This window comes from Novipirellula rosea (genome assembly GCF_039541335.1).
GTDB lineage: Bacteria > Planctomycetota > Planctomycetia > Pirellulales > Pirellulaceae > Novipirellula > Novipirellula rosea.
Map to the genome: position 1 here is coordinate 236,942 of NZ_BAABGA010000035.1, position 26,352 is coordinate 263,293.

Annotated in this window: 16 protein-coding genes; 9 read left to right on the forward strand and 7 right to left on the reverse strand. The window is 54.6% G+C overall.

The features are described from left to right. The first annotated feature begins 128 nt into the window (after nt 1–128). Nucleotides 129–1,589, forward strand: a complete 1,461-nt coding sequence (locus ABD971_RS13740; RefSeq protein ID WP_345323381.1) for a sulfatase family protein — start codon at nt 129–131, stop codon at nt 1,587–1,589. An 82-nt stretch (nt 1,590–1,671) separates the two neighbouring features. On the opposite strand, the gene ABD971_RS13745 is transcribed toward ABD971_RS13740, so the two are convergent. Both ABD971_RS13745 and ABD971_RS13750 read right to left on the reverse strand, forming a co-directional pair. After that, a complete protein-coding gene (locus tag ABD971_RS13745) occupies nt 1,672–3,132 on the reverse strand; it encodes a DUF1501 domain-containing protein (RefSeq protein ID WP_345322895.1) in 1,461 nt (486 codons plus the stop codon). Continuing rightward, entirely contained in the window at nt 3,132–6,344 is a 3,213-nt protein-coding gene (locus ABD971_RS13750) for a DUF1553 domain-containing protein (RefSeq protein ID WP_345322897.1), read from the reverse strand. Before ABD971_RS13750 ends, ABD971_RS13745 begins: the two co-directional genes overlap by 1 nt. Nucleotides 6,345–6,643: 299 nt before the next feature. Here ABD971_RS13750 and asd point away from each other — a divergent pair, with 299 nt between their 5' ends. Continuing rightward, nucleotides 6,644–7,549 carry an archaetidylserine decarboxylase gene (gene asd, locus ABD971_RS13755; RefSeq protein ID WP_345323383.1) on the forward strand — a complete coding sequence of 302 codons (906 nt, stop codon included), beginning with the start codon at nt 6,644–6,646 and terminating at the stop codon, nt 7,547–7,549. A gap of 81 nt (nt 7,550–7,630) precedes the next feature. Here asd and ABD971_RS13760 read toward each other — a convergent pair whose 3' ends face one another. The 3 genes from ABD971_RS13760 to ABD971_RS13770 all read right to left on the reverse strand — a co-directional run bounded on the left by ABD971_RS13760 (nt 7,631) and on the right by ABD971_RS13770 (nt 11,993). Then, nucleotides 7,631–9,163, reverse strand: a complete 1,533-nt coding sequence (locus ABD971_RS13760) for a BNR-4 repeat-containing protein (protein ID WP_345322899.1) — start codon at nt 9,161–9,163, stop codon at nt 7,631–7,633. Nucleotides 9,164–9,657: 494 nt separating this feature from the next. Beyond that, nucleotides 9,658–11,448: a LamG-like jellyroll fold domain-containing protein gene (locus tag ABD971_RS13765; protein ID WP_345322901.1), complete on the reverse strand. Its 1,791-nt coding sequence runs from the start codon at nt 11,446–11,448 to the stop codon at nt 9,658–9,660. Then, nucleotides 11,445–11,993, reverse strand: a complete 549-nt coding sequence (locus ABD971_RS13770; RefSeq protein ID WP_345322903.1) for a sigma-70 family RNA polymerase sigma factor — start codon at nt 11,991–11,993, stop codon at nt 11,445–11,447. Before ABD971_RS13770 ends, ABD971_RS13765 begins: the two co-directional genes overlap by 4 nt. Before the next feature lie 208 nt (nt 11,994–12,201). Here ABD971_RS13770 and ABD971_RS13775 point away from each other — a divergent pair, with 208 nt between their 5' ends. The 4 genes from ABD971_RS13775 to ABD971_RS13790 all read left to right on the forward strand — a co-directional run bounded on the left by ABD971_RS13775 (nt 12,202) and on the right by ABD971_RS13790 (nt 18,330). After that, on the forward strand, nt 12,202–12,372 hold the full coding sequence (locus ABD971_RS13775; protein ID WP_345322905.1) for a hypothetical protein: 171 nt from the start codon (nt 12,202–12,204) through the stop codon (nt 12,370–12,372). Nucleotides 12,373–12,443: 71 nt separating this feature from the next. After that, entirely contained in the window at nt 12,444–13,700 is a 1,257-nt protein-coding gene (locus ABD971_RS13780) for a DUF1559 family PulG-like putative transporter (RefSeq protein WP_345322907.1), read from the forward strand. 199 nt (nt 13,701–13,899) lie between these two features. Beyond that, nucleotides 13,900–16,833 carry a PSD1 and planctomycete cytochrome C domain-containing protein gene (locus ABD971_RS13785; protein WP_425571310.1) on the forward strand — a complete coding sequence of 978 codons (2,934 nt, stop codon included), beginning with the start codon at nt 13,900–13,902 and terminating at the stop codon, nt 16,831–16,833. Nucleotides 16,834–16,842: 9 nt separating this feature from the next. Then, a complete protein-coding gene (locus ABD971_RS13790) occupies nt 16,843–18,330 on the forward strand; it encodes a DUF1501 domain-containing protein (protein WP_345322911.1) in 1,488 nt (495 codons plus the stop codon). A gap of 134 nt (nt 18,331–18,464) precedes the next feature. On the opposite strand, the gene ABD971_RS13795 is transcribed toward ABD971_RS13790, so the two are convergent. Then, a complete protein-coding gene (locus ABD971_RS13795) occupies nt 18,465–19,925 on the reverse strand; it encodes a DUF1501 domain-containing protein (RefSeq protein WP_345322913.1) in 1,461 nt (486 codons plus the stop codon). A 46-nt stretch (nt 19,926–19,971) separates the two neighbouring features. After that, nucleotides 19,972–23,124, reverse strand: a complete 3,153-nt coding sequence (locus tag ABD971_RS13800; RefSeq protein ID WP_345323385.1) for a DUF1553 domain-containing protein — start codon at nt 23,122–23,124, stop codon at nt 19,972–19,974. A gap of 457 nt (nt 23,125–23,581) precedes the next feature. Between ABD971_RS13800 and ABD971_RS13805 the strand changes: the two genes are divergently transcribed. The 3 genes from ABD971_RS13805 to ABD971_RS13815 all read left to right on the forward strand — a co-directional run bounded on the left by ABD971_RS13805 (nt 23,582) and on the right by ABD971_RS13815 (nt 26,248). Then, nucleotides 23,582–24,088: a PDZ domain-containing protein gene (locus tag ABD971_RS13805; protein ID WP_339939892.1), complete on the forward strand. Its 507-nt coding sequence runs from the start codon at nt 23,582–23,584 to the stop codon at nt 24,086–24,088. Nucleotides 24,089–24,385: 297 nt separating this feature from the next. Beyond that, nucleotides 24,386–25,921, forward strand: a complete 1,536-nt coding sequence (locus tag ABD971_RS13810) for a sulfatase family protein (protein ID WP_425571305.1) — start codon at nt 24,386–24,388, stop codon at nt 25,919–25,921. 120 nt (nt 25,922–26,041) lie between these two features. Beyond that, the gene (locus ABD971_RS13815; RefSeq protein WP_345322916.1) at nt 26,042–26,248 is read left to right on the forward strand and encodes a hypothetical protein; all 207 of its coding nucleotides are present in this window, start codon (nt 26,042–26,044) and stop codon (nt 26,246–26,248) included. Nucleotides 26,249–26,352: the final 104 nt, after the last annotated feature.

Here is a 26,352-nt window from a genome sequence, read left to right on the forward strand (position 1 = left end):
TAATCGGTTCGTCGATTGATCGAATCGTGTTCTCCGTTGCTCCCCAACCCACTGACTTTTCGAAAAGGGAATCCATGAGATATGCAGCTCTTTTGTTTGCGACCATCATCGCTCTGCATGGTGCCGCGATGGCAGAGAAACCGAACGTGCTGATCCTGTACGCTGATGATCTTGGATTCGGAGATCTTCGATGCAACAACCCCGATTCAAAAATTCCCACACCCAATCTGTCGCAATTGGCAAACGCGGGGATGCGATTTACCGACGGGCATTCCTCGTCGGGAATCTGTACCCCGAGCCGCTACGCATTGCTGACGGGGCGGCACCATTGGCGTGATTTTCACGGAATCGTCAACGCGTTTGGGGATTCGGTTTTTGCCCCCGAACGGCTGACCCTAGCCGAGATGTTGCAGCAGGTCGGTTATGACACCGCGGCAATCGGCAAATGGCATCTGGGCTGGAATTGGGATGCGATTCGTAAACCCGATGCGGTGAGCGAGAAACAAGGACGCAATAAAGTCTGGGGGCCAGAGGATTTTGATTGGGACAAACCAATTCCCGATGGACCTTTGGCTCACGGATTTAGTTCCTATTTTGGCGACACCGTGATTAATTTTCCTCCTTATTGTTGGATCGAGAATGATCACGTCGTCAAAGCTCCCGATACGATGATGGACACATCGAAGTGGAAGCCGATCAAAGAGGGCAACTGGGAATGCCGCCCAGGGCCGATGGCTTCGGATTGGGATCCTTACCAGAACATTCCGACGATCACACAGCGTGGCGTCGATTTCTTGAAATCACGTAAACAGAGCGACAAACCCTTCTTTTTGTACTTTGCGTTTCCATCGCCACATGCTCCGATCATTCCCAATGATCAGTTTGATGGAAAATCGGGCGCGGGTCCGTACGGAGATTTTGTTTACGAAACCGACGACGCCATCGGACGTCTGTTGACCGCGCTGGATGAATCGGGCCAAGCAGACAACACGCTTGTCATCTTCACCGCCGACAACGGCCCCGAGAAATATGCTTACGCCCGAGACCAAAAATTCGATCACTGGTCGAGCAAGCCGTTTCGGGGGCTGAAGCGAGACCTCTACGAAGGCGGGCATCACGTCCCACTGCTCATTCGTTGGCCGGGAACGGTCCAGGCAGGTTCGACTAATGAAACGCTTGTTTCACAAATCGACATCATGGCAACGATCGCCGACGTGGTTGATTTTGCGTTGCCTGACGACGCGGCGGAAGATTCGCATAACTTGATGCCGCTTTTAACAGGCTCGTCGACACCAGTCCGTACGACACACGTCCACAATACCCACGCGAATCAATATGCGATCCGTCACAACGATTGGTTGCTGGTCGATACAAAATCGGGATACGTAAGCGGCCGTAACAAGCAGTGGGAAAGCAAACACGGGTATCCCGCCGATGACAATGGTCCCGTGGAGCTGTATGACTTGAGCAAGGACATCGGGCAGCGAAACAACGTGGCGAAATCGCATCACGAATTGGTTGAAAAGTTGCAGGCGAAGCTAAAGCAGATTCGCGATCAAGGCTACTCGGCTCCACGGATTTCGAAATAGGCTTTGATTAAAAAATCGCAGTGCGGCGCAAGCCGCACTGTTTAATCGACATTGATAGCGATGTAACACGCCGTCGTATCGCTTACGCCATCAAGTCGTTCACGACATGAGCCGGTTCGACGCCGGTCAATTTCTGATCAAGCCCCTGGTGCTTGTAGCTCAGCCGCTCGTGGTCATACCCCAACAGATTCAACACGGTGGCGTGGAAGTCTCGGATATGCAGCGGATCACGAACGATGTTGTAAGAGAAGTCGTCGGTTTCGCCATAAATCTGCCCGGGACGTGATCCGCCCCCGGCCATCCACATCGTGAAGCATCGTGGATGGTGGTCACGGCCGTAGTTTTCCTTGCTGAGTTTTCCTTGGGTGTAGATTGTGCGTCCGAATTCGCCACCCCAAATTACCAGCGTATCATCCAGCATGCCTCGTTGCCGGAGATCATCCAGTAGCGCCGCACACGGTTGGTCCACATCTTTGCACTGGTCGGGCATTCGGCCGGCGACGTTGGAATGGTGATCCCAATTGTTGTGGTAAATTTGCACAAAGCGAACTCCGCGTTCGGCGAGTCGCCGCGCCATCAGCACCGAATTTGCGAACGAACCTGGTTTCTTTGCATCTTCGCCATACAGATCAAACGTCGCCTGTGTTTCCGTACGGATGTCGGTCAACTCCGGCACACTGGCCTGCATGCGAAACGCCATTTCATACTGTTGAATTCGCGTGTGCGTCTCGGGATCTCCAATCGCGTCGTAGTTCAGTTGATTCAGCGTATTTAAGCCATCAATGGTTCGGCGTCTCACTCCGTCCGGAACGCCGGGCGGGTTATTGATATACAGAATCGGATCTCCGCTGCTACGAAAGGATACTCCCGCATGTTCGCCGGGCAAATAGCCTGAACTCCACAGACGCGAGGAGATAGCTTGTTCCTGTTCGCGGTTTTTCGGCGTCGCCACCAGCACCACAAAGGATGGCAGATTCTCGTTCATCGAACCGAGTCCATACGATGCCCACGATCCGAGGCAAGGTCGTCCGGTGATTTGGTTGCCGGTTTGCATGGCCGCGATCGCAGGTTCGTGGTTGATCGCTTCGGTATGCAGGCTCCGCATCCAACAAATTTCGTCGGCCTTTTTCGACAGGTAGGGCAATAGTTCCGCGTTCATCCACATACCGCATTCACCGTACTGCTTGAACGCGTATTTCGACGGAGCGATCGGAAATCGCGACTGACCGCTGGTCATCGTCGTCAACCGTTGGCCTTGCCGAATCGATTCCGGCAAATCTTTGTCGAACATCGCTTGCATGGCGGGTTTGTAATCAAACAAATCCATCTGTGAGGGGCCACCGACCATGTGCAAATAGATCACGCGTTTTGCTCGTGGAGCAAAATGAAGCGGAACTTCACCACTATTTGCGGCAAAGGCGTTTTGGGACGTGATCAGCGGCGATGCCAGCGAAGCGAGCGCGGCGGTGCCCAGCAAATGACTGCCTTTGGCCAAAAAGTGACGACGCGTTTGCAGCAGTTGCGTACGTTGATACGGGGTCATTATTTTGTCAAAGCCTCGTCAAGGTTCATGATTTGATTACACGTCATCGTCCAAGCGGCTAAATCAGTAGCGTCGAGCGTGGCGTCCACGGTCGAATCCCCGACGGCAAGCAAGTCGGATGCGTCTTGTGCGTTTGCCTGGTAATGGTTTCGCAAGTCAGCCAGGATGGTTGACAAAATCGTGACTTCGGGTTCGCTCAGCTTGCGAGCGAGGACACGTTCCGCGATAAAGTCCAATCGAGCTCGATCATCGGCTGCGTTCGTTTTTAAGGCGACTTCGGCCAGTTTTTTTGCAGCTTCCACAAACTGAGGGTCATTCAGAGTTACCAACGCCTGTAGCGGTGTATTGGTTCGCTCGCGGCGTACTGTACAGACTTCGCGATTTGGCGCGTTAAACGCTTCGAGCCCGGGCGGCGGCGCCATTCGCTTCCAGAACGAATAGAGAGAACGGCGATAAAGCTGTTCACCACGATCGCGGGTATAAATTCGCGTATCGCCTTGGGGAAGCCCGACAATGTCCCAAAGATGGTCAGGTTGATACGGACGCGTTCCGGGACCGTACATTTTTTGCGATAGGAGACCGCTGGTCGCCAGCGCCACATCACGAATCATTTCCGCATCCATACGGAATCGCGGGCCACGTGAAAGCAACAAGTTGTCACGATCCTTTTCTCGTTTCTCTGCCGTCGTGATCGCCGCTTGGCGATACGTCGCGCTCAGCAAAATCTGCTTAAAGAATCGTTTGACATCCCAGCCATTTGTAACAAAGTCGACCGCCAACCAATCAATCAATTCGGGATGTGTCGGCGGAGCCCCCATGACGCCAAAATCTTCAGGGGTGACCACGATTCCCTGACCAAAAACCTGTTGCCAAAATCGGTTCACGGTGACCCGTGATGTCAACGGATTCGCGGGATCGACCACCCATTGTGCCAGCCCAAGTCGGTTCGCCGGGGCATCCGCGGGCATTGCATGCAGCACGGCCGGGGGAGCGGCGGCGACACTTTCCCCCACATTGTCATACTCGCCACGCATCAGAATGTTGGCCATCGCCGGTGTATCGGGCCGTTCTTCCTGGACATGCGTGATGGCGCCGCGTTGGCGAATCGAATCCTGTTCACGTTCTAGCTTGGCGAGAATCGCAACGCGTTGCTGAAACTCAGGATCATGATTTTCTAGGAAATATTGCCGCAATGCGTTCTGGTCGGCCTCGCTTCGCTGTTGGGCGGGAACGTCGAGAGCTTTTGCCAGCACGCTACTCTGCTGAACGCGAGTGATCTCATTTGCTGATAAAACTCGAGTGAAAATCTGCAAGTCTTGGATGGAGCCGCCTTCTAACAACGATCCACTGCTGCGTTGCCCCACACGCAGCGGCGTCGCCGTGCGAATGGTGGCGTCTTTACGGAGTGTATTCTTTTCGACCCGCGTTCCCTGTTCCGCGCCATCGACAACAATTCTGACGCCACTTGGTTTTCCGCTACCATCCCAAGAAACACAGACGTGATGCCATTGGTTGTTATTGAGAACACGCTTGTCGGTGACGACTTTCAATCCGTTATCGGGCCAATCTTGGACCAGGTGCATCGCTACCGAACCGCCCGAAACATACACGTCCCATCCGCGGCTGGCATTGCCGCTATCCATGCGAGCAATGATCGACGCAAACTGTTTACTCTTTGACAATCGAACCCAAGCGGCAATCGAAAACGACTCATCCTTTTCGAAATCGCCAAGTCCACCCAAGTCCAACGTGCTGGTAGCAGTGATTTTAAAGGTGTCACCGAGTTTGCCATCGGCGGTCCATTGGGCATCTTCGCTGGCTGAAACACCTCGCCCCTGTTTGTCATTTAGTGGCAAATGAATCAGCCGACCAACCGCCGGAGCGTTCTGCCGCATCGTTTCGGCCGATGCGGTGTCCAGCCAAGCTTTGAAAGCCGAATCCGAATTCGCAACATGCTGGTCGCGAGCCTGTTCGGCGTTCTTGATTTCCGGTCCAAGTTCGTTCCAGCGAGCAAGGTCTTGTGGTGCTGGAACGAAGACAACTTTGCTTCTGCCGTCTTTCGAATTTCCATCCTTGGGCGGCTGCGTCGTGTTACGAAAAAAAGCAGCCAGTGAGTAATAGTCCTTGATCGTGATCGGATCAAATTTGTGGTCATGACATTGGCAGCAATTGGTAGTCAGTCCAAGGTAGACCCAACCAAATGTTTGCACTCGGTCGGCCGCATACATCGCCAAATTTTCTTCGTCAATCGTGCCCCCTTCGTTGGTCGTCATCGCACAGCGTTGAAAACCGGTGGCAATCAATTGATCAAGCGTCGGATCGGGCAAAAGATCGCCAGCAAGTTGTTCAAGCGTGAAATCGTCAAACGGTTGATTCTGATTGAACGAACGGATGACCCAGTCACGGTAGGGCCACATTTCGCGATAATTGTCAAAGTGCATCCCGTGAGTGTCCGCGTACCTCGCAGCGTCCAACCAATAACGGGCTCGATGTTCGCCCCACGCCGTCGATGACATTAACCGATCAATCCACTGCGAGACGGCTTCGTCACCCGAGGCCGCGTAGTCGGTAACAAATGACTCAACATCATCAACCGATGGTGGCAAACCAGTGATGTCCAAACTGAGTCGCCGGAAAAAACGTCGAGGGGATTCCTCGGTCGCAGGACGCAGTCCACTGTCGTGCAGTCGCGCTAGCACAAATTGGTCGATTTCGTTTTTGCACCAATTCGCATCGGGCCTATCTGCATTGATTTGCGGCGGAGAAACTTTTGTTGGCGGAATCAACGCCCAATGGTCTTGGTACTCGGCGCCTTCGGCGACCCAGCGTCGAAGCGTCTCACGCTGTTCGCTCGACAACGACTTCTTGGACGTTGGCGGAGGCATGATCATGTCGGCGTCGTCACTGAACACGCGAGCGATCATTTCGCTCGCCTCGGGATCGTTCGGTTGGATCGCTCCGGCTTCAATCGCCAGTTCACGGATGTCCAGACGCAAATCGGCTTCGCGGCTCGATCCGTCCAATCCGTGACACGCGAAGCAGTATTCCGCCAAGATGGGGCGGATATCGCGGTTGTATTCAAGTGGCGTCGCTGCCGAGACGCTGCGGGAACACAACAGCAACAATGCTGCAGAGAACATCAGAGTTCGCAATCCGGTTGCCGCTATCGCAGCGAGAGACCATTTCAACGTGTTGATAGATTGATTTTGCATCGAGATGAAGTTCACCTACGGGGGCAAAGAAGGCGGGAGAGGTGAAGTTGCGTTGTTGTCGCTCTCGCGAGGAAATCTCAACCCAAAGCTTCCGCGAGGAACCGGACCAAAATCAATAGGCTCTCACTAACGCTTCGGCTTAGAAAAAAACAGGCAACTTCAAGCGAAGGGGACTCGGTGGGACGCATGACGCGGCATAATCCATACGCTATCATGCCGACGCCCAAAAGACACCCAAGTTTACATGGAATGGTTGGGGCGTGCAGCTGAATACTTTTATGGAAGACATTGTTAAAAAAATGGATGCCCCCCCCAATCGAGACGCGATCTCTTTTTTTAACCGTTACACGGGAAAGATCGAGCAAGAAGAGATCTACGGCGAACCCTTTCTGCGCTGGACCTACGAAACCACGCCAGGCCAAATCGCCTTAGCAATCGCTGCCAAACGCGTTTGGTTCTCTAAGTGGTACGGTTGGCGGATGGATCGGGCCGCCAGTCGAACGAAGGTATTGCCGTTCATTGAGACCTATAAACTCGATCCAAACGAATTTCAGGACCCGCCCGATTCCTTTCGCACGTTTAACGAGTTCTTTTATCGCAAGTTGAATCCAGCCGCACGGCCGATCGATAGTGATCCCGACTCGGTCGTCTTTCCAGCCGACGGGCGTCACTTGGCAATCGCCGATGTCTCGAAGACCGATGGATTTTGGGTCAAGGGGCAAAAGATGGACTTGGCTCGTTTGTTGGGTAGCCGCGAGTTAGCGGATCGCTACGCCACCGGCAGCATGCTGATCTCTCGGCTCTGTCCGGTCGATTATCACCGCTATCACTTTCCAGTCTCCGGGGTGGCCAGCGAATCACGTTTAATCCCCGGATCGCTGTCGTCGGTCAATCCGATCGCACTGCGGAAACGTTTGGCCATTTTGTGGGAGAACAAACGGGTGATCACCGAGATTCAAACCGAGTCTCACGGCACCGTGTTGATGATCGAAGTGGGCGCGGCCTGTGTCGGAGGAATCCATCAAACATTCACTCCTGGGGCGGTGCAAAAGGGAGATGACAAAGGCTACTTCACATTCGGCGGTTCGATGACGATGGTGTTGATGGAACCGGAACGTGTTCACTTTTCGGACGATTTGCTAAAACATTCTTCCCAACAGCGCGAAGTTTACGCGCGGATGGGGGATGTTGCCGGGTTTGGTTGAATCAAATCGTGGCGTTGGTGTGGCGACACTGCTTTTCTTTGGCTTCGCAGATCGAGTGCATGTCGCGAAAACCAATCAAGGTCACGGTTTTTGGACGTTGGCCGCGCCCGAAGCACGCGGCTTAACAACCCGTTCCGGCTCTGCAAAATCTTCGGTCATACCGTAGGGCAGCCGCCACACGTGCTCACCCGAGCGGTCTGCGAAATAGAGCTGGCTGGTGCTCAGCTGTGTCGGGTCACCATCAGCCCAAAACACAAAGAACGGATCCTTTGCTGCCAATGGTTCGCGGATATAGTTGTGGTTCTGCGGACTATTGTGGGTCAGTTGGCGTTTCATCTCCCATGAATCGCCCTGATTGCGACTCTCCCAAAGCACCACCTCGCCGCCTCCGTGTCCTGGCTGCGGTCCCGGCACCGAAGGAACGCGCACCGTCCAAGCCGCGTCTTCTTGATCACCTAGATCCAAACTGCCCATGTCGTAATTGTGGTCCGTGCGGCAAATCGTGGATGTCTGCCAATTTGAACCGTCCCACCGCGTGATGCGAAAATGTCTTGGATCATTTGGTGGTCCCGGTTGGGCACCACGGCTAGTCACGTAGAGCAGAACCGGATGTCCTGCGTGATCAAACTTCATGTCTTTCAAGTAGACATTGAGTCCCTGGGCAGCATAGTCGATTACACGGGCGGGGCTTTCAACATCGACCAGCGGTGTTTCGAGCACCTTGCCGTCGACGGTGGTCCAGGTCGACCCCCTGTCACTGGTTTGCACATAGTACAAATCAGTACGTTGATCCACGTTGCCGTTGGGATGCCGGTTGAAAAACGTGCCCACCGATTCACCTCGCACGGCGCTGCTTTGATAGTGCCCACCATGGGAATGACCGGACTCGCGTATGCCTGCTAATTTTTGATCCGCAGTCCAAGTGACTCCGTCCTCGCTGCGTTCCCAGTACAGTTCACGGACGCCCGTGTACTTGGTAAACAGATGCAGAAAACCTTTTTCGCCGACGACATGCGGTTGGGGATAAGTCATTTCCTCTTCGCTAATCCGATCGAAGCCATCGATGCTGAATGGCTGGACGCTGCGGTATTTAAATCCAGGCCGATTGCGACCACGACCGCTTACGAAAACCCATATGTGCCCCTCAGAGTCGACGGCGAGACTGGGGTTGTCGTGCGGATCATCCACGCCTTGTTTATCATGGACCACCACAGGCCGAGGCACTTGGTTTGTCTTGTGATCATAATAGGAAATCATGCACAACAGGTGACGTTCCTCGGGGCCCGTCGTGCCTCCATAGACAAAGAACGTCTTTTCCACCTCAGGACAATAGATCGCCAGCGGAGTGTGCTTGGCTGTGTAGGTTCCCAGCCCGCCTGAGTATTTGTCACCGTAGGGAAAGACCGGTTCACGCGATACCTTCGCGTAGGCTTCGTCCCCGCTGCCTTTGCCGTAAAATTGGCCCAGTGTAAACCAGATTCCCTTGTAGCCCGCGATGCGTCGCGTTTCGGTCTTCGCATTCGGCTGGACACCGCGTGTTGTTGCCATCGTGGTCGCGAAAATCATAGCAGAGACAACAAATCGCAACGTCAGGACACTCACAATAAATCGCATGGGGGCAGTTACCTTATCGTTCAATTATTAACGCGGAAGACGCGAGTCCAACCTCGACTACTGTTAGTAGCGGCACGAGCCGTCCGGTTGCCGCGAATGAAACGTTCGGAATTTGCCGGGCGGCTTGCACAGCACCGTTACGAAAACCATTCGTTTAGTGCAGTCGTCGCTGAGTTTTTTTGGGGGGGAGCGATCGTTTTATACATACTACGCACCGATCTGCAAGCATGAGAGTCTATACAGATCGACACTAACCGAGTCGGTTTCACTATAGCGGTCTTGAAATCAGGCGAGGCAAAACAGCCGAAGGACTGGCAAAAGATTTTTGAAATTGTGGCGTTCGACGCGTGTGGGGGGACCGCTAGAAAGTCAGAGGCATGTGATGTGAATGAGAGATCCTGTCGTTCGCAAATGAAAAAAACAACATTAATACGTCGACTTGTCCACGACCCGAAACATTTTCCCTTTCTCTTAACACGCCAAGAATCGCAGCGTTAGGGGGAGACCACGGTAAAGTGATGCTCAATTTCCGCTGGAGTAAGGGCCCGCGAGTAAACTGCGATTTCGTCGATCGCACCTGAGAATTGCCGCCAATCGGGCGCGGCCGCCAATTGACCAAAGATCAGGTGGAAATCTCCGGATCCATCCACGTTGTCGTCCGCCAAGGGGACGCGGCGCGTTAGATGTCCGTTGAGATAGATCTCCATCGCATCCGTGTTCTTGACGGCAACGACGTGATGCCATTGACCGGGCACACATAATCCCGGTGTAAACGCGTTGGTCCCCGTTTCGTATGATGCGGTCGGAGGAGTCCGATGAAGGAATCGTAACGCGCCAGGCTCGTGGATCATGAATGTATCAGTCACAATTTCCAACACGTTTAAAAAGATCCGGCTGTCATTTCTCGATTCCGGAAATACCCCCAGCACGGTCGCATGCTGTAGGTCGTCGGGCTTCATCCAAAGTTCGATCGAGTAGGGACCTTGGTTCAGCCCCGAAATCGGCTGTTCGCTAACCAAGTAACGTGCTGAATCGCTGCGCTGCAAACGAAGATACCCATTGGTAAGCTGGATGTTCTTTCCTCCGTTCTGCCCGTGACGGAGTATCGCCGCGTGATTCGGACCCATTTCGTTGCGGATTAGTTGATTAGCGACTGCGGATTCGTCCACGTCTTCAAAACGCCAATAAAGAAGCGGCGAATCTCGGCGAATCAGTTCCGCATATTCATCGGTCCTTGGCAATGCCTCGTCTTCGTAGGCGATAATCTTAGGCAGTTCCTTCGGCTTGGCTGTGATCGTTTGCAGCAAGTCTTGCTCTCGGTCGACACTGATTCGCGTTGCCTCTTTCACACGTTTGCTGATCAATGTGTTGCCATCGTCGCCAAGCAGTGAGAGTTCCACCTCACCGCTGAGCACCTCAACTTCCGAAGTTCCCGCCGGAGTCACGCTGACGCCAAACTCGGTGCCTAAATCAACGATCGCTGCCTTAGGCGCATTGAGTACGAAGCCGCGAGCACGCGGAGGTACATTCGCACTGACGCTGCCCGATAGCAACGTTGCGGCGTTTTTTGAGTGAATTTGCAGCTCCGCAGGCCCCTCGATCGCCACCACGGCACCGCTCATGAATTCCATTTGCACGAAGCCTTGATCCAGCTTCAATGTCCCAGACGTTAGCCTTTGTCCGATCGAAAGCTTGGACGCCGAATCCCCTTCGCTGCGTACGACAACGGCGGCAACCGGTTCGGCCATCGCGACATCAAAGCCCTTGGTGAATGCGTTTTCGGACGTCGCGTTCGGTGTGTCGATCGATGCCACGATCGGTTGCGACGGGCCATCGTCCCCCTCGACCACCGGGGCCCCCTCGACGACTGGTGTTGTCCCTTGTTCCACTGAGCCACCGAGATAGCCGCTCAGTGACAACACCAATACCAACGAGAGTCCACCGATGACAAGGACCAGAAACGCCACCAACCCTTGCAAGTTGACGTTTGTCCCCGTCCAAGTGTTCGGGATGCTTGGCATCGTCGACGCCGCAGACTTCTCATCTGCCGTTGTGAAATCTTCACTGAGGTGAGCTGGATTGACGCTGTCCACCACTCCCCACGCACAGGAAAGCTCGGAGTGGATTTGCAAGTAATTGAGGTAGTGAGCCTGAGCCTCGGGGGACGATTGAAGGATCGCAACAAGTTCCTTGCCCTCGGCGTCACTTAATTGGTCGTCAATCAAACGAGGCAACAGTACGCTCAGTCGTCGCATGTCGTCCTTGTCATCAGGGTGCATGTTCATTTCGGTGGCTCCATCGATAGTTTTGACTCGACGCAAGCGATTAGTTTTTCTCGCACTCGGTGCAGCATCATACTGACGGCGTTCGCGGTCTTGTCCATGTCTCCGGCAATCGCTTTCACGGAAATCGATTCGGCGTACCGCTGAATGACTAATTTTCGCTGTTCCGGCATCAGTTTGACAAGACAATCTTGCAGTGCCGCCTCGCGTCGTTGGCAAATGTCATCTGCAAACATCTCGGAATCTAAGGCATCGAGGGACGCTGCTAAATCGGTGGGGAAAATCAACCGATCGCGGGATTGGCGTTTGCGGAACGCCATCACCTGGAAACGAGCGATCGTGAATGCCCATGCCATGAAGTCGGTTCCCTCTTCGAATTTGGCGGCGTCGCGGCAAAGCACCAGATTGACTTCCTGTAGTACCTCGTGGGCCTGGTCGCTGTTGCCCAATCGCTTCAGCAAAAATCCAAACAGCCGAGGTTGAGCCTCGGTTAGCTGCAGCACCCACTCGGTCGTGAGTTCGATTTTTCCAGGAACGTCGTTGTGCATGTCACTTATTAAATAGCCCAAAACGGGTAAATCTTTCGCGATTTCCAGGGGCCACTTCGAAAAAGCAAAAAAATCTCGGTCCCCCCGAAAGATTTTATCGCGACCGGCTATTCCCCACTATCGCGTTAACGGGAATTTCAAATCCGTTGTATTTCACGCGGTCTCTTTTTTCGATTCGTTCCGATCCTTCTATCCCTGAGTTTGTTTCATGCGTCATCGTACTCCATCGCTCGTTCTCGCCTGCTGTGCGTTCATCGCCAGCTTCTCAATCGTGGGCTGTCGCGAAGCCCAAAATGAAGTGATTGACCAATCGACGGTCAACCAGGAAAGCATGGAAGCCTACGAAGCAGAGATGAATCAACCCGCCGGTGGCGTTTAGCCGTCGGACCAGCCGTCGAAGCTGGAACGCGGATGAATTTACTTTTGTTTGTTTCTTTGGGAGTTTTGTAGATGAGAAATGCTGAAAAACGCGGCTTCACGTTAGTGGAGCTGCTGGTCGTGATCGCCATCATCGGCGTGTTGGTCGGGCTGCTGTTGCCGGCGGTCCAGGCGGCACGCGAAGCGGCACGACGGATGAGTTGCAGCAACAATTTCAAGCAACTTGGTTTGGCGATTCATAATTATCACAGTGCTTATAACCAGCTTCCTAATAATCACACCGGAACGGATCGTGCCTACGTTGGGGATGTTTCCAACAACAGCAACCGGCGATTTCTAAGTTGGTTGGTGACCGTGTTGCCGTTCATCGAACAGCAAGCGATGTGGGAAAGTATCACCAACCCAAGTCAAGAAGTGAGTCCGGGGTCCAGTATGCCAGGGACCGTGACCAACGGAACTTGGCCTGCAATGGGCCCCGTGCCTTGGCAAGCCGCCTACCCCGCCTGGGCGACCGATATCGCTGGATTTCGTTGTCCAAGTGACCCGTCGCGTTTGCCCGGCGTGGCCACGGGACGCAGTAACTATGCGGCATGTTTGGGGGACTCGATCGATTCGTGCTACTTTGGCGGCAAAAACGAACGCGGCGCGTATAACCAACCCTCGGATTACTCGCTGAACAATGATGGCGATATGACGCTGCGAGCTCGTGCGGCCAACCGTGGCTTCTTCTGGAGCCGTCACAAGGTGGGTTTCCGTGATGTGCTCGATGGATTGTCAAACACCATCGCCGCAGGCGAAATCTGTACCTCCGCAGGCAGTCGCGAAACGCGTGCCGATTGGGTTCGCAATATCTCCTTCAAAGGCGACGGTACTTGGGACGGCGCTGGCGAGCCAGAGCGTTGTAAACAAGGGGCGCACATCGATCCGGCTCGACCAACGTTCTACACCAGCTCTGCCAGCGTTGAAACGAATCCTCTGAACTCGCGTGGCGGACGCTGGGGCGATGGTCGATTGACCTACACCGCGTTTCAGACGATTCTGCCACCGAATAACGCTAACTGCTCGACCAACACTTCCGACGGCAATTGGTACTTTATCTCCAGTGCGGGTAGCCGTCACCAAGGTGGTGCGCATGTGTTGATGGGTGATGGGGCGGTGAAGTTCATTACCGACAGCATCGAATCGGGCGATTTGACGGACAATGCCGTTGTCGCTTCGTTTACCGGACACACCAGCAACCCGAACCTCGCTGGTTCGGAAAGTCCGTATGGGCTTTGGGGGTCACTGGGGACGCGTGCCGCGAAAGAAGTGATCAAGGACGAATTTTAGTCCGAGATCAAGCAGAGTTTAAACGGATAGCCAGCGATAAATCTCGTTGGCTATCCCGTTTTTTCGACTAATCAGCGATTGTGAGTCGACGGCGTTAGCCGCGGGCTACTTTCAATCCGGTATGAATTTAAAGGGACAACGCATCGATATGTCGACGCTTAGCCGATTTCCTGCCATGGGGGCGAGCAAGCTCCGCGTGATGGCTTGTATTGTGCTTACATTGCTCGCGGTTGCCGGGCACGCGAGCGTAAACGCCTCCGATCGATTCGTGCTACCAGAGACGATCGATTTCAACGACCACGTTCGACCGATCTTCAATTCGCACTGCACGGCATGTCATGGCGGAGTCAAACAAGCGGGCGACGTGTCGTTTGTCTATCGGGAACAAGTGCTGCCGCCGGATGGATGGATTGTCGAACCAGGCGATCCAGAGAACTCGGTCCTGATCGAGCGTGTTATCACCAGCGATCCCGATTTTCGCATGCCTCCGCCGGACCACGGACCGCCTTTGTCCGCTGACGACGTTGCGATCTTGACCAAGTGGATTCAGCAAGGCGCCGTCTGGAAAGCAAGCTATTGGTCTTACGCCGCGCCGCAGCCACAACCACTTCCGGAGGTTTCGGATCCGACATGGGAACGCCAGCCGCTTGATCGTTTTGTGCTCGCCAAGTTGGATGAAAAAGGGTTGACGCCGTCGCCGGATGCCGCGCCCGAGCGATGGCTGCGACGGGTGACGTTGGATCTGACCGGCTTGCCACCCACGCTTGAGCAGCGTGACGCGTTTTTGAAAGCGTTTGATCAGAACAACGACGCGGCTCGTCGCGATTACGTAGACCAACTGCTTGCGTCGACCGCGTTTGGCGAGCGCTGGGCCAGCGTATGGTTGGACCAAATACGCTATGCCGATTCCAAAGGACTCGGTTTGGATGGGCGTCGATCGGTTTGGAAGTATCGCGACTGGGTGATCGAATCGCTGAATCGCGATTTGCCCTACGATGAATTCACCGTCAAACAAATCGCGGGCGACCTGCTTCCCGATCCAACGATCGAAGATTTGATCGCGACGGCGGCGCACCGCCTAACGCAGAACAACGAAGAAGGGGGCACCGACGATGAAGAGTTCCGTGTTGCGGCGGTCCTCGACCGCGTCAGCACGACGTGGCAGGCGTGGCTCGGCGTAACGTTCGGGTGTGTCCAGTGCCACAGCCATCCCTATGATCCATTTCGACACGAAGAGTTTTATGAGTTCGCGGCGTTTTTCAATAATACGACCGATAGCGACTTGGACGAGGATTGGCCTGTGGTCCAGGCCCCAATTGATCCTCGCGACAATAGCAAAGCAGACCAACTCGATCGACAAATTCGCAAACTTCGTGATCAGTTATTTCAGAGCGAGTTTGCCCAGTTGAGGGCGGACGACGTTTGGACGCCGCTACGCGATTTGAAGGCGTCCACCAGCAACGCGACGCGAATCGAGGTCCAACAGGTCGACGACTATGAAGAATTTCATACCGTCGATACGGTCAGCCGCAACACCGACATCACACTCGAATCACCGCTTCCAGCGGAGATGAAACAATTGACGGCGATTCGGGTGACCGCCAAGCCGCTGGATCCCAAAACCGGGCTCGATGATTCCGAATGGGGATTTGTGCTATCCGAGCTGAAGGCGGCGCTCGTTGTCGACGGTCAAGACGCTCCCACTGAGATTTCGTTTGCCCGAGTGATCAGCGATGATCCAAATCCGTTTTATGACCCGAACGCGAGTCTTGATCCGAAATCCAACCGTGGTTTCGCAGCCTATTCGCGTATCCACCATTCACGCGAAGCGGCATTCGTACTCGATTCCCCGATCGAGATTCCCGCGAATGCTCGGATTCGAGTCACGCTGAAGCATCGCGTGTTTGTCCTTGGCGCATTCTCGTTGGTAACGCGGCGAGGGCATTTGGCAGTCAGCGACAGCGACGATTTCGCCCACATTGTGCACGATGAATCATTGTCCAAAGCCCGAAAAAAATTGGCCGAGCTCGAGAAGAAACGATCGGAAATCAAGTCCGTTTCGGTACCGGTCATGCAAGAACGTCCCGACCATCTGGCGCGGCCGAGTCATTTATTCGAGCGTGGTTTGTTTCTGACCAAGGGAAAACCTGTTACGCCCGATACTCCCGAATCGCTTCACCCCCTTCACCGCGATGATTTAGGCGACAACTCGCTGCAGCCCAACCGATTAACGCTCGCGAAATGGTTGGTCAGCCAAGACAATCCGCTGACAGCACGGGTTGCTGTCAATCGTGTCTGGGCTCAACTGTTCGGAACCGGATTGGTGCTCAGCGAAGAGGACTTTGGTTCGTCAGGCGAAGCACCGTCACATCCGAAATTGTTGGATTTTTTGGCGTTGCGATTTCAAGGTGAACAACAATGGAGCATGAAGACGATGATCCGCGAAATCGTGCTTTCGCGAACCTATGGGCAATCCGCCAAAGTCACGAGCGACGGACTTCGGTTAGATCCTCAGAATCAATGGCTGTCCCGAGGCCCGCGGCACCGGTTGTCATCCGAGATCGTTCGTGATCAAGCGTTGGCGTTGTCAGGATTGCTGAGCGACAAGTCGTTTGGACCTCCGGTCCATCCGCCGATTCCTGATGGCGTCTGGAAACCTTTTCAATCCGGCGACAAATGGTCGCCGTCGAAACGAGGCGACGAAAATCGCTATCGCCGCTCGATTTACACCTACATGAAACGCAGTATTCCGTATCCGATGTTCGCCGCGTTCGATTCACCATCGCGAGAATTCTGCGCCCCGCGGCGGTTGCGATCCAACACGCCACTGCAAGCGTTAATGATGTTAAACGATGAAACGTTTGCTGAAAGTGCCGCGGCGCTCGCGGCGCGAATGCAAGCCGCGCGAAAAGAACCACGTGAACAGATTCGATACGGATTTGTGATTGTGACTTGCCGAAAACCTACCGCTGCGGATTTAGATGATTTGATGACGCTGTTCGATTTGCAACGAAACGTTTCGGATAAACAAGCGTTCGATGGAAACGGTACTGACCAAATCAGTGACAATGCCGACGCGATGACCACCGTCGCCGCAGTGCTATTGAACCTCGACGAAGTGGTGATGAAGTAAGGATAAAATATGAGCAACGAAAACCTTTACCGCGAAGCCCGCGCCACCGAACTCCAGCAAACCACTCGTCGTCATTTCCTGCAGGGGTGTACGACCGGGATGGGGGCGATGTGGATGGCGATGCAGCAAAACGCCAACGCCGCATCGAAACATCTGCCGATTCACGATTCGCAAAATCCGCTCAGCCCGCTGCCGTCGCCGTTACCGGGCAAAGCAAAGCGGGTGATCTACCTGCACATGATCGGCGCCCCGAGCCAATTGGAATTGTTCGACTACAAACCTGACTTGAAACGGTTGGATGGCAAAGATACTCCGCAATCCTTCTTGGAGGGCAAACGGTTTGCCTTCATTCAAGGCACCCCGAAAATGTTGGGACCGCAATATCCGTTCGCACAACATGGCGAAAGCGGGGCATGGGTTTCCGATCGGTTTCCCCATTTCACCAAACATGTCGACGACGTCTGTTTCATCAAAACGATGCAGACCGACCAATTCAATCACGGTCCCGCGCAGTTGATGGTCCACACGGGGCAAGCTCGCATGGGCTATCCATCAATTGGATCGTGGACGACATGGGGACTGGGGACCGAAAACGAGAATTTGCCAGGCTTCTTCGTTCTGCTTTCGGGCGGCCGCCAACCTCGCGTGGGCAAAGCATTGTGGAGCGGTGGTTTTTTGCCCTCGGTGTATCAGGGCGTTCAATGCCGCTCGCAAGGCGATCCGATCTTGAATATTTCTAACCCCGACGGGGTGTCACGAGACCGACGTCGTACGATGCTCGATGCACTGAATAAACTGAACCAACGGAACAACGAAACCTTCGGTGATCCCGAGACGCTAACGCGAATCGCCCAATACGAAATGGCGTTTCGGATGCAGTCGGCTGTCCCCGAGGCGATGGACATCCGCGACGAACCAGCACACATCCACGCGATGTACGGAACCGAACCCGGAAAAGAATCGTTTGCTAATAATTGCCTGTTAGCCCGGCGGTTGGCCGAACGTGATGTCCGATTCATTCAATTGTTCGATTGGGGATGGGATTCGCACGGGGCAGGCAAAGACGAGGCATTAAACGAAGGATTCAAAGACAAATGCAAACAAGTGGATCAGCCAATCTCGGCGCTGCTGACCGATCTGAAACAGCGAGGCATGCTCGAAGACACCCTAGTGATTTGGAGCGGTGAATTCGGCCGAACTCCGATGCGTGAAAATCGAGGCGGCAGTGAAATGCGATTCATTGGCCGCGATCATAACCCCGGTGCGTTCACACTGTGGATGGCCGGTGGCGGTGTCAAGGCGGGCTACAGCTATGGTGAAACCGATGCCGTCGGCTACTCGCCGGTCGAGAACCCCGTCCCGCTGCGTGACTTTCATGCCACGCTGCTGCACTTGCTCGGTTTTGATCACAACAAATTGAGTTATCCGTTTCAAGGGCTCAATCAAAAACTGACTGGCGTCCAACCCGCCCAAGTCGTCCATGACGTCTTGGCGTAGTGCGAAGCTTCTAGAATGAGAACGTCTTTGACTTTGCAGTAGCTAGTGTTGCCTTCGCGGTGGACCACGTTCCGGCGAACGTAGCTACTTCTCTTAACCTACGGCACTTTTTCAACGTTCGCTGACCGCGATGGTCACACCAAAATGTCTTTGATCACGTGGCCATGCACGTCGGTCAAGCGGCGTTCAAAACCGTTGTAATAGTACGTTAGCCGTTCGTGGTTAAGACCCAATAGATGCAGGATCGTGGCGTGCAGATCATACACGGACGCGACGTTTTCGATCGCCCGGTAACTAAATTCATCGGTCGCGCCGTAGGTGAACGGAGCCTTCACGCCGGCACCCATCATCCAGGCGGTGAAACCGTCGGGGTTGTGGTCTCGCCCGCTCGCTCCCTTTTGGAACGTTGGCATTCGTCCAAATTCGGTTACCCAAACGACCAGCGTTTCTTCGAGTAATCCACGCTGCTTCATATCGCGAAGCAGCGCCGCACAGGGCTGGTCCAAGACCGGGCCATGTTTGCTGTATTGATCGACGATTTTTTTGTGACCATCCCAATTGCTGACCCCTTCGCCGCCGGTTTGATAAGCGCCGTTGAACAATTGTACAAATCGCACGCCTTGCTCGATCAAGCGTCGCGCCAGGATGCAATTGTTGGCAAATTGGGCCTTTAGCGGGTTGGTTGTGTCGTCGGCTCCATAGGCTTTTAACGTGCTCTTCGATTCGGTCGTCAAATCAGTAACTTGCGGTACACTCAACTGCATTCGAGCGGCAAGTTCGTAGCTAGAGATGCGGGCCGCCAATTCGCTGTCGCCTGGGAATTGTTCGAGATGCCGCTCGTTCAAACGTCGCAAGAAATCACGAGTCACGCGATCGGTGTTAGCCGAGGTCCCTGGCGGAATTTGTAAATTGTTCAGCGGTTTGGTCGCGTTGAATTCAGTTCCTTGGAACGCAGCAGGCAAGAAGCCAGGACCCCAATTGTTGACGCTTGACTGAGGTGTGCCGCGTGGATCCGAAATGGCCACGTATGCCGGCAGGTTCTCGTTCTCGGTGCCCAGCGCCCACGTCGTCCACGCCCCCATGCTGGGAAATCCATCGAGTGTATTGCCGGTCGACATGAAATTTTCGCCCGGTCCATGGGTGTTCGTTTTGCCGGTCAATGAATGGATGAAGCACATTTCGTCGGCAAGCTCGGCTAGCTCCGGTAGCAGATCGGAAACCATCTTGCCCGATTCGCCACGCGGTTTGAACTTCCATGGACTCTTGGTTAACATTCCCTGCTCGCCTTGGAATGTGACCAAGTTTTCGGATCCCGGCAGCGGTTGACCATCCCGCCGGATCAGCTCGGGCTTGTAGTCAAACGTGTCGACTTGGCTGCACGCCCCCGCACAAAAGATCACCAATACATTTTTGGCGGCCGCCTTGTGATGCGGCTGGCGTGCTGCAAACGGATGAGCGGGATCAATCGCAGGACGAAGTGGCGTTGAGGGTGCCGAAAGCAAATTTTGCTGCTGCAATAGACTCGCCAAAGCGATACCCCCGAGGCCCGTCGCCGTCTCGGTTAGAAATTTGCGTCGCGGAAGGAAGGAGTTCATGGTTGTCATTGTCCGCTACCTGAGATTTGCTAGTGCTTAGCTGCACTTAGGGGATAAACACGAATTCGTTTGCGTTCAGGATCGCTCGCGTGAACTGCACCATGCCTTGTTGCTGAACAAATTGTTCGCTATCGGCGATTTCTTGTTCGGTTGGCGAGCGTTGGAAACACAATTGCCATGCTCGGATGATTTCGTTGCGGACCGTTTCCGCTTCGGCTTGAATTCGTCTCGCTAAGATCTCAGCCTGCTGCATCACAAATCGACTGTTCAACAGATTTAGTGCTTGCAGCGGGGTTGTTGACCGGCTGCGTTTTGGCATCACCATACTCGCATCGGGGCAATCGAAGGCGCCAAAGACATGATCTTTTTCCTGACGCACCTTGGTCATATAGATCATCCGCCGCCAATCCGCCGGGCCGTATTCCTGTTTTGCATGGTAATGACGCACGTTCTCAAGTTCGACTTCGAAGCCGCTGAACCCAGGACCGCCGGCGTTCTCGACATCCAATTTGCCGCTGGCTGCAAGCAGCGAATCGCGAATCGCCTCGGCCTCGAGTCTTCGCGGTGGGAAACGCCACAACAAACGCGTGTTCGCATCGATCTTTACTCCCCCAGGCGTCGGTCGGCTGGATTGTTGCCATGTTGCGGAATTCAAAATCAGCCGATGGATGTGTTTTAGAGACCAATCGTTTTCCATCAACTCGGCGGCCAACCAATCGAGCAGTTCGGGATGCGATGGCGGAGTGCCGTTAAGCCCAAAATCACTCGGAGTGTCGACGATTCCGACCCCAAACTGGTATTGCCACAATCGATTGACGATCACGCGAGCGGTTAACGGGTTAACTTCGTCGGTGACCCAATTCGCGAACGCAAGTCGCCGCTGTTGCTCTGGCGCATTTTTGTCAAGGTCCAGAGAGGTGAAGACATCGATCGCGTTGGGGGTGACTTGTTCACGCTTGGCGTCAGGTTCGCCGCGGTACAGTCGATGCGTTGCACCAGGTTGCGAGAAAAGGCCAATCCAAGCGCGTGGCCGCTCTTCGATTTGTTTCTTCTCCGTTTGGATTTGGTCCAACCGCGATAACCATGCTTGGCCTTGACGTGCCTCATTTTCGGAAAACGACGTAAAGACGTACGCGGCGGATCGTGACGGATCATCGTGCGGCAACCGGTCCGCCGATGACGCGGCGAGATGCCATTGGCCAGGCTCACGTGCACATTCGATTCGGTACTTCGTTGCCACTCGATCGGCGAATTCGCCGTTGCGGTCGCGCGCCCATTCAATACGGTCGATTCGAGTTAACTCAGGCAACTCGATCTGTATCCAGCCACCGGACCGGACCGACGCAATCCAGCTGCGTGAGTTGCCGTATTGGCCATCATTAATGTGCAACAATTTGTGTTTGGGATGCTGGAAATCGCCCGATGATGTCGCCTTGGCCCCGCGACTCGCGAGCGCGACATTCTGGTCGCCTGAAAAAATCTCAAGCTCATCAATACAGGGTTCGCCTGCGTTGGTAGCCTCGATAGTAAAGCGGACAAATTTGGCTTCACGGGGTGCAAACGACTCGATGTTTTGCTTTGCGGTCACGCGAGATCGTAATGCGGGGAGTTGCTTTATCGTTTCGTTGGTGACGGGTTGCAGTACGATCATATCCGCCGTGATTGCCGCCCCCTCATCGCCCGATTCAAGTACAATCACGTCGTCTGGGCCGAGTTCGTGGACGCCTGCATCGTAAAAGCCACTCCACGTCGCTTGGCCGGCGGGTTCAGCGGATCCATCGGCAGGTTTTTGCTGGTTAATTCTCGCAAGCTCCTTGCGTCTAGCCGCTGTCTGCAAGACGTAACGAGCATCGCTGCTGTGTGACTGAAACCCAGCGCCCCAGCTAAGCCAAACTCGATACGATCCTTGCACGTGCGTTTGGTAGCAAGCGACCGTTTTGCCCGGTTCGTTTTTCCACCACGTATATTGCCCATCGCCCCAAGTCGAATTCGGCGTGTTAACGTAGCGAGCCGTGCCTCGCGGTGTTAACGTTTGGTCCGCGTCAGCGTCGTCGATCGCGATCAGAGCTTCTTGATGTGCGGGGATGTATTTTGCTAAACGCTCGCGAAGTTGCATCGATTCTTGTTCAATCGCAACGATCCGTTGTTGAGCTTCCTTGCTCAGCGGCAATGCGGCTTCGCCATGTTGGACGCCCGCGAATACCGCTTGCATCGCGTAGTAGTCCTTCTGAGTGATCGGGTCAAATTTGTGGTTGTGGCAACGAGCACAGCCGGTCGTCAGTCCCAGAAAAGCGGTTCCGCATGTATTGATGATGTCATCGAGTTCGTTCTGTCGCTGCATTTGAGTCAGCTTTGGATCTTGGCCTTTGACCAAATCCATGGGACCCGCGACTAAAAAGCCGGTCCCGATTGCCGCGTCCAGTGCGTCACCCGCAATCTGCTGGCGAACGAATTCATTATAGGGTTTGTCATCGTTGAGTGACTCGATTACCCAGTCACGGTAGCGCCACGCTGTCGGTCGTTCCCGGTTCGTTTCAAATCCATTCGTTTCGGCAAAGCGGACGAGATCCAACCAGTGACTCGCCCAACGCTCGCCATACCGCTCGCTGGCGAGAACTTGATTGACCAGGTTTCGCCAAGCTTGCTCGGATTCGTCATTAACAAAGGCTTCGACTTGTTCGGGCGTCGGAGGCAAGCCGAGCATCACCAAAAACAGACGGCGAATCAGGACTCGGCGATCCGCGCGCGGTGACGGTTCCAAGCCTTCGGACGCCAACCGTGCGTGAACAAAGCCGTCGATCGTATCAGCCGATGAAGGACGCTTGACCGGGCGAAACGACCAATGTTCCAACTCGACCGCTTCGGTTGCCGGACCGTAACTTTCCGGCGTCTTCGCTCCTTCGGCGATCCACGCTGCGACCAATTTAATTTCGTCCGCCGACAAGGCATCATCAGGAGGCATCTCCAGTCCGGCTTCCTCATGCTTGATCAACTTCATCAGGAAGCTGCCGTCGGGATCACCGGGGATGATTGCCGGTTCGCCGGAATTGCCGCCCCGCAGCATGTTCGCCAGTCGGTCCAATCGCAACTGGCCATTTGCTTCATCGGGGCCATGACAATCATGACAGTGTGACTGCAGAATCGGCTCAATCTTGTCGACAAAATCGACGGCCTGGATCGTCGCTGACGATGCCAGCATCTGGGCCAGGACGAACGCAACGATGGCTTTGTCGATCCGTTGCCGACGGAACACCAACAGCATCGATTGAGGCAACCGGAGCATTTGCGAATCATTGGGGCGGGAGATGTTGGGTGGGAAGGAGGGGCGAGAGCTAGTTTAAGGGAGCGGCAGGGGCAACGCAAATTTGCCCCGGTTGTTCGCGTCGCTGTGCTGTTGCCAACCAGTCCGTCCAGCGTAGGGTTTGGCCCTTGCAGGGTGGTTTTATACCGTCGGACGGCTGCGGGTTCGGTAGCGAAAATTTTGGCACGCGTGACAAAAACGTGCACGGCCGGCCATGAGATGTAGGGAGCGTTGTCATGAGAATTTCGGATTTGCTGTGACTCTCATCAAGCGATTCCTTAACTCATGTCGGACACGCATCTAAAATGGTAGTAGGCGAATACAAATCGTTGATTGAAGGGTTGGGGGAAAAACGATGAACTGTCGAACGAAAACAAGGTTTCGAGCCAGCGGCGGGGTGGTGATTTTGATGACGCTGGTGACGTCCGGCGTGATCGTGCATTCGGGCGTGATTGCTAACGGCAACGAACCGTTGGCGGCACCGCAGGGCGAGCTGGCGGAGATTCAACCGCAGCTTCGTGGTGGCGACGATCTGTTTGTCGAACCGCAACATCCCAACCGTGATCATTTTGGCGGCTGGCACTTGGGAGTGTTTGGTCATTACACGACGACGGGACACCTGTTGACTCAAGTGTTCCCGAACACGCCCGCTTCGCGAGCGGGACTCGAACCGGGTGACCGGATCATCACCGTCAACGGCTTTCAAGTCGGCGACGTGCTGGACCGACAATATCCCATCGACTTTCTAATCCAGCGACACGCGTCGCCCAGTGGTTTCGTGCGGCTGTTGGTGCAAAATCGCCGGACACTCCGGCTACACAATCTGGACGTCCGCTTGGCTCGCGGCCGAATCCACTTCTAAGCCCCAATGCCCTTAAGCCCAAACGCCCCTAAGCCCAAACGCCCCTAAGCCCAAACGCCCCTAAGCCCAAACGCCCCTAAGCCCAAACGCCCTTAAGCCCAATTCGCCGGACTCGGTTTCGAAAGTTGTCAAGATTTTCGTCCAGCCTCCGCTCAACGTCTCGCAAAATCCGGCCGCATGGAGGTGAATCCCCCTCAAAGCAACTTCGGTGTATGGTAGAGTGGTTTGGGCATTTGTGCCGATGCTCGACCCTCCCCCCTCATCTGATCTGAAGTTGCCATCTTAGGAGTCTCCCCCTTGAATACTCGCTGCCTTTCCATCTTCGTCCTTTTGCTGTTGGTATCGACCGCTCGCGTAACGGCCGATACGCCCAACGTGATTGTCATCATGGCGGACGACCTCGGTTATGGCGACGTTTCTTGCTACGGCGCGACGTCGCTGGAAACTCCTAATATTGACAAACTGGCCAGCGAAGGGGTGCGATTTACCAGTGGGTATTGTTCCGCATCAACGTGCACTCCCACACGCTACTCGATGCTGACCGGCACCTACGCGTTTCGTGGAAAACGCACCGGGATCGCCCCGCCAAACGCACCTGCGATCATTAAACCCGGGACGGAAACCGTCGCATCGATACTGCAGGGTGCCGGCTACAAGACCGCCGTGATCGGCAAATGGCATCTTGGACTGGGGGGCGAAAGTGGCCCCGATTGGAACGGAGACCTCAAGCCAGGGCCGCTCGAAATCGGTTTCGACACCTGTTTCCTGTTGCCCACCACCAACGACCGCGTGCCGCAGGTCTACGTGCACGATCATCACGTCGAGAATCTTGACCCCGCAGACCCATTGTGGGTCGGTGACAAAAAGCCGAGCCCTGAACATCCCACCGGCGTCACACATCGTGACTCGCTGAAAATGGATTGGTCGCATGGCCATAACTCGACGATTCATAACGGGATCAGCCGCATCGGATTTTACACCGGCGGTCACGCGGCTCGTTTTCGTGACGAAGATCTCGCCGACAAATGGGTTGAAAAATCGGTTGAGTTCATTGAGCAGAACAAAGAGCAGCCGTTCTTTTTGTTTTTCGCGGCGCATGATATTCACGTGCCCCGCATTCCGCACGAACGATTTCAAGGGAAGACGTCACTCGGACTTCGCGGCGATTCGATTATCGAACTTGATTGGTGTGTCGGCGAATTGATCAAGACACTCGATCGGCTGAAGTTAGCCGAAAATACATTGGTCGTTTTCTGCAGCGATAATGGTCCCGTGCTCGATGATGGTTACAAAGACAATGCGATCGAGAATATCGGCGACCACCGAGCCGCGGGGCCTTACACCGGAGGCAAGTACAGCGTTTATGAAGGCGGCACGCGAACACCGTTCATCACGCGGTGGAAGGGCCGGATCAAACCTGCGGTGAGCGACGAAATCGTCTGCACCATCGACCTGGCTGCCAGCCTTGCTGCATTGACCAATCAACCGCTACCGGAGGACGCATGTTTGGACAGTTTGGATGTGCTCGGGGCCTTGTTAGGGGAAGCCAACGCGGAGGGCCGTGAGAATCTGGTCCAACAAGACAACGGCAGTCGCGGGACGTACGGCTTTCGCGCCGGCCAATGGAAGCTGCATCGCTACGACAAAAAATCAGCGCGTAACGTGGTGGTCGAAACCGAGCTTGCCAACACAAAGGTGCCCCAGTACCAGCTTTTCAATCTCGACAAAGATCCCGCGGAACAGAACAATGTGCTCGCCGAGCATCCGGACGTTGCCGAACGCCTGAAGAATCAATTGTCGGGCATCATCGAACAAGGCCGCAGTCGTCCCTAGGGCCGCAGCAACCGAGTGATTCGCCACTTTGCTACTTCTCTGGGAATTAGTCCATTCTCGGACATCTATAGTCCCCCCCCTCCACAGAGAAAAACGTGGCAAAGGGCGAACACAACGCCTATGCTGACTTCCAACGAAACACTGTTCGACTCGCCAGAAGATTTATGGGTCGAATCAATGCGTGCTGCCACCGACCGCAGATCGCCAACGTTGTCCGATTTAATTCGATGCCCCCAAACCCATATCAACATCCTCGCGTCGTTATCGCGGCATCGGACACCCCATGCGTATGCGTTCGCCGGTTCGACATCGCTGCAATTGCTGTAATGATCTGTGTTTTTTTTGTTGGGTCTCTTGCAGCAACTGTATTCCCATCGGTGCGTGAATGGTTCATGCCAAGGTTTGGGGGGACAGCGGGCTTAACACTATTC

Bases quoted from the DNA above. Each gene is read 5' to 3' on its own strand.
- ABD971_RS13785 (WP_425571310.1), top strand. From the start codon at position 13,900: ATGGCTTGTATTGTGCTTACATTGCTCGCGGTTGCCGGGCACGCGAGC.
- ABD971_RS13770 (WP_345322903.1), bottom strand. From the start codon at position 11,993: ATGCACAACGACGTTCCTGGAAAAATCGAACTCACGACCGAGTGGGTG.
- ABD971_RS13750 (WP_345322897.1), bottom strand. From the start codon at position 6,344: ATGCAAAATCAATCTATCAACACGTTGAAATGGTCTCTCGCTGCGATA.
- ABD971_RS13760 (WP_345322899.1), bottom strand. From the start codon at position 9,163: ATGCGATTTATTGTGAGTGTCCTGACGTTGCGATTTGTTGTCTCTGCT.
- ABD971_RS13800 (WP_345323385.1), bottom strand. From the start codon at position 23,124: ATGCTGGCATCGTCAGCGACGATCCAGGCCGTCGATTTTGTCGACAAG.
- ABD971_RS13790 (WP_345322911.1), top strand. From the start codon at position 16,843: ATGAGCAACGAAAACCTTTACCGCGAAGCCCGCGCCACCGAACTCCAG.
- ABD971_RS13780 (WP_345322907.1), top strand. From the start codon at position 12,444: ATGAGAAATGCTGAAAAACGCGGCTTCACGTTAGTGGAGCTGCTGGTC.
- ABD971_RS13815 (WP_345322916.1), top strand. From the start codon at position 26,042: ATGCTGACTTCCAACGAAACACTGTTCGACTCGCCAGAAGATTTATGG.
- ABD971_RS13745 (WP_345322895.1), bottom strand. From the start codon at position 3,132: ATGACCCCGTATCAACGTACGCAACTGCTGCAAACGCGTCGTCACTTT.
- ABD971_RS13740 (WP_345323381.1), top strand. From the start codon at position 129: ATGGCAGAGAAACCGAACGTGCTGATCCTGTACGCTGATGATCTTGGA.
- ABD971_RS13765 (WP_345322901.1), bottom strand. From the start codon at position 11,448: ATGAACATGCACCCTGATGACAAGGACGACATGCGACGACTGAGCGTA.
- asd (WP_345323383.1), top strand. From the start codon at position 6,644: ATGGATGCCCCCCCCAATCGAGACGCGATCTCTTTTTTTAACCGTTAC.
- ABD971_RS13795 (WP_345322913.1), bottom strand. From the start codon at position 19,925: ATGAACTCCTTCCTTCCGCGACGCAAATTTCTAACCGAGACGGCGACG.
- ABD971_RS13775 (WP_345322905.1), top strand. From the start codon at position 12,202: ATGCGTCATCGTACTCCATCGCTCGTTCTCGCCTGCTGTGCGTTCATC.
- ABD971_RS13805 (WP_339939892.1), top strand. From the start codon at position 23,582: ATGAACTGTCGAACGAAAACAAGGTTTCGAGCCAGCGGCGGGGTGGTG.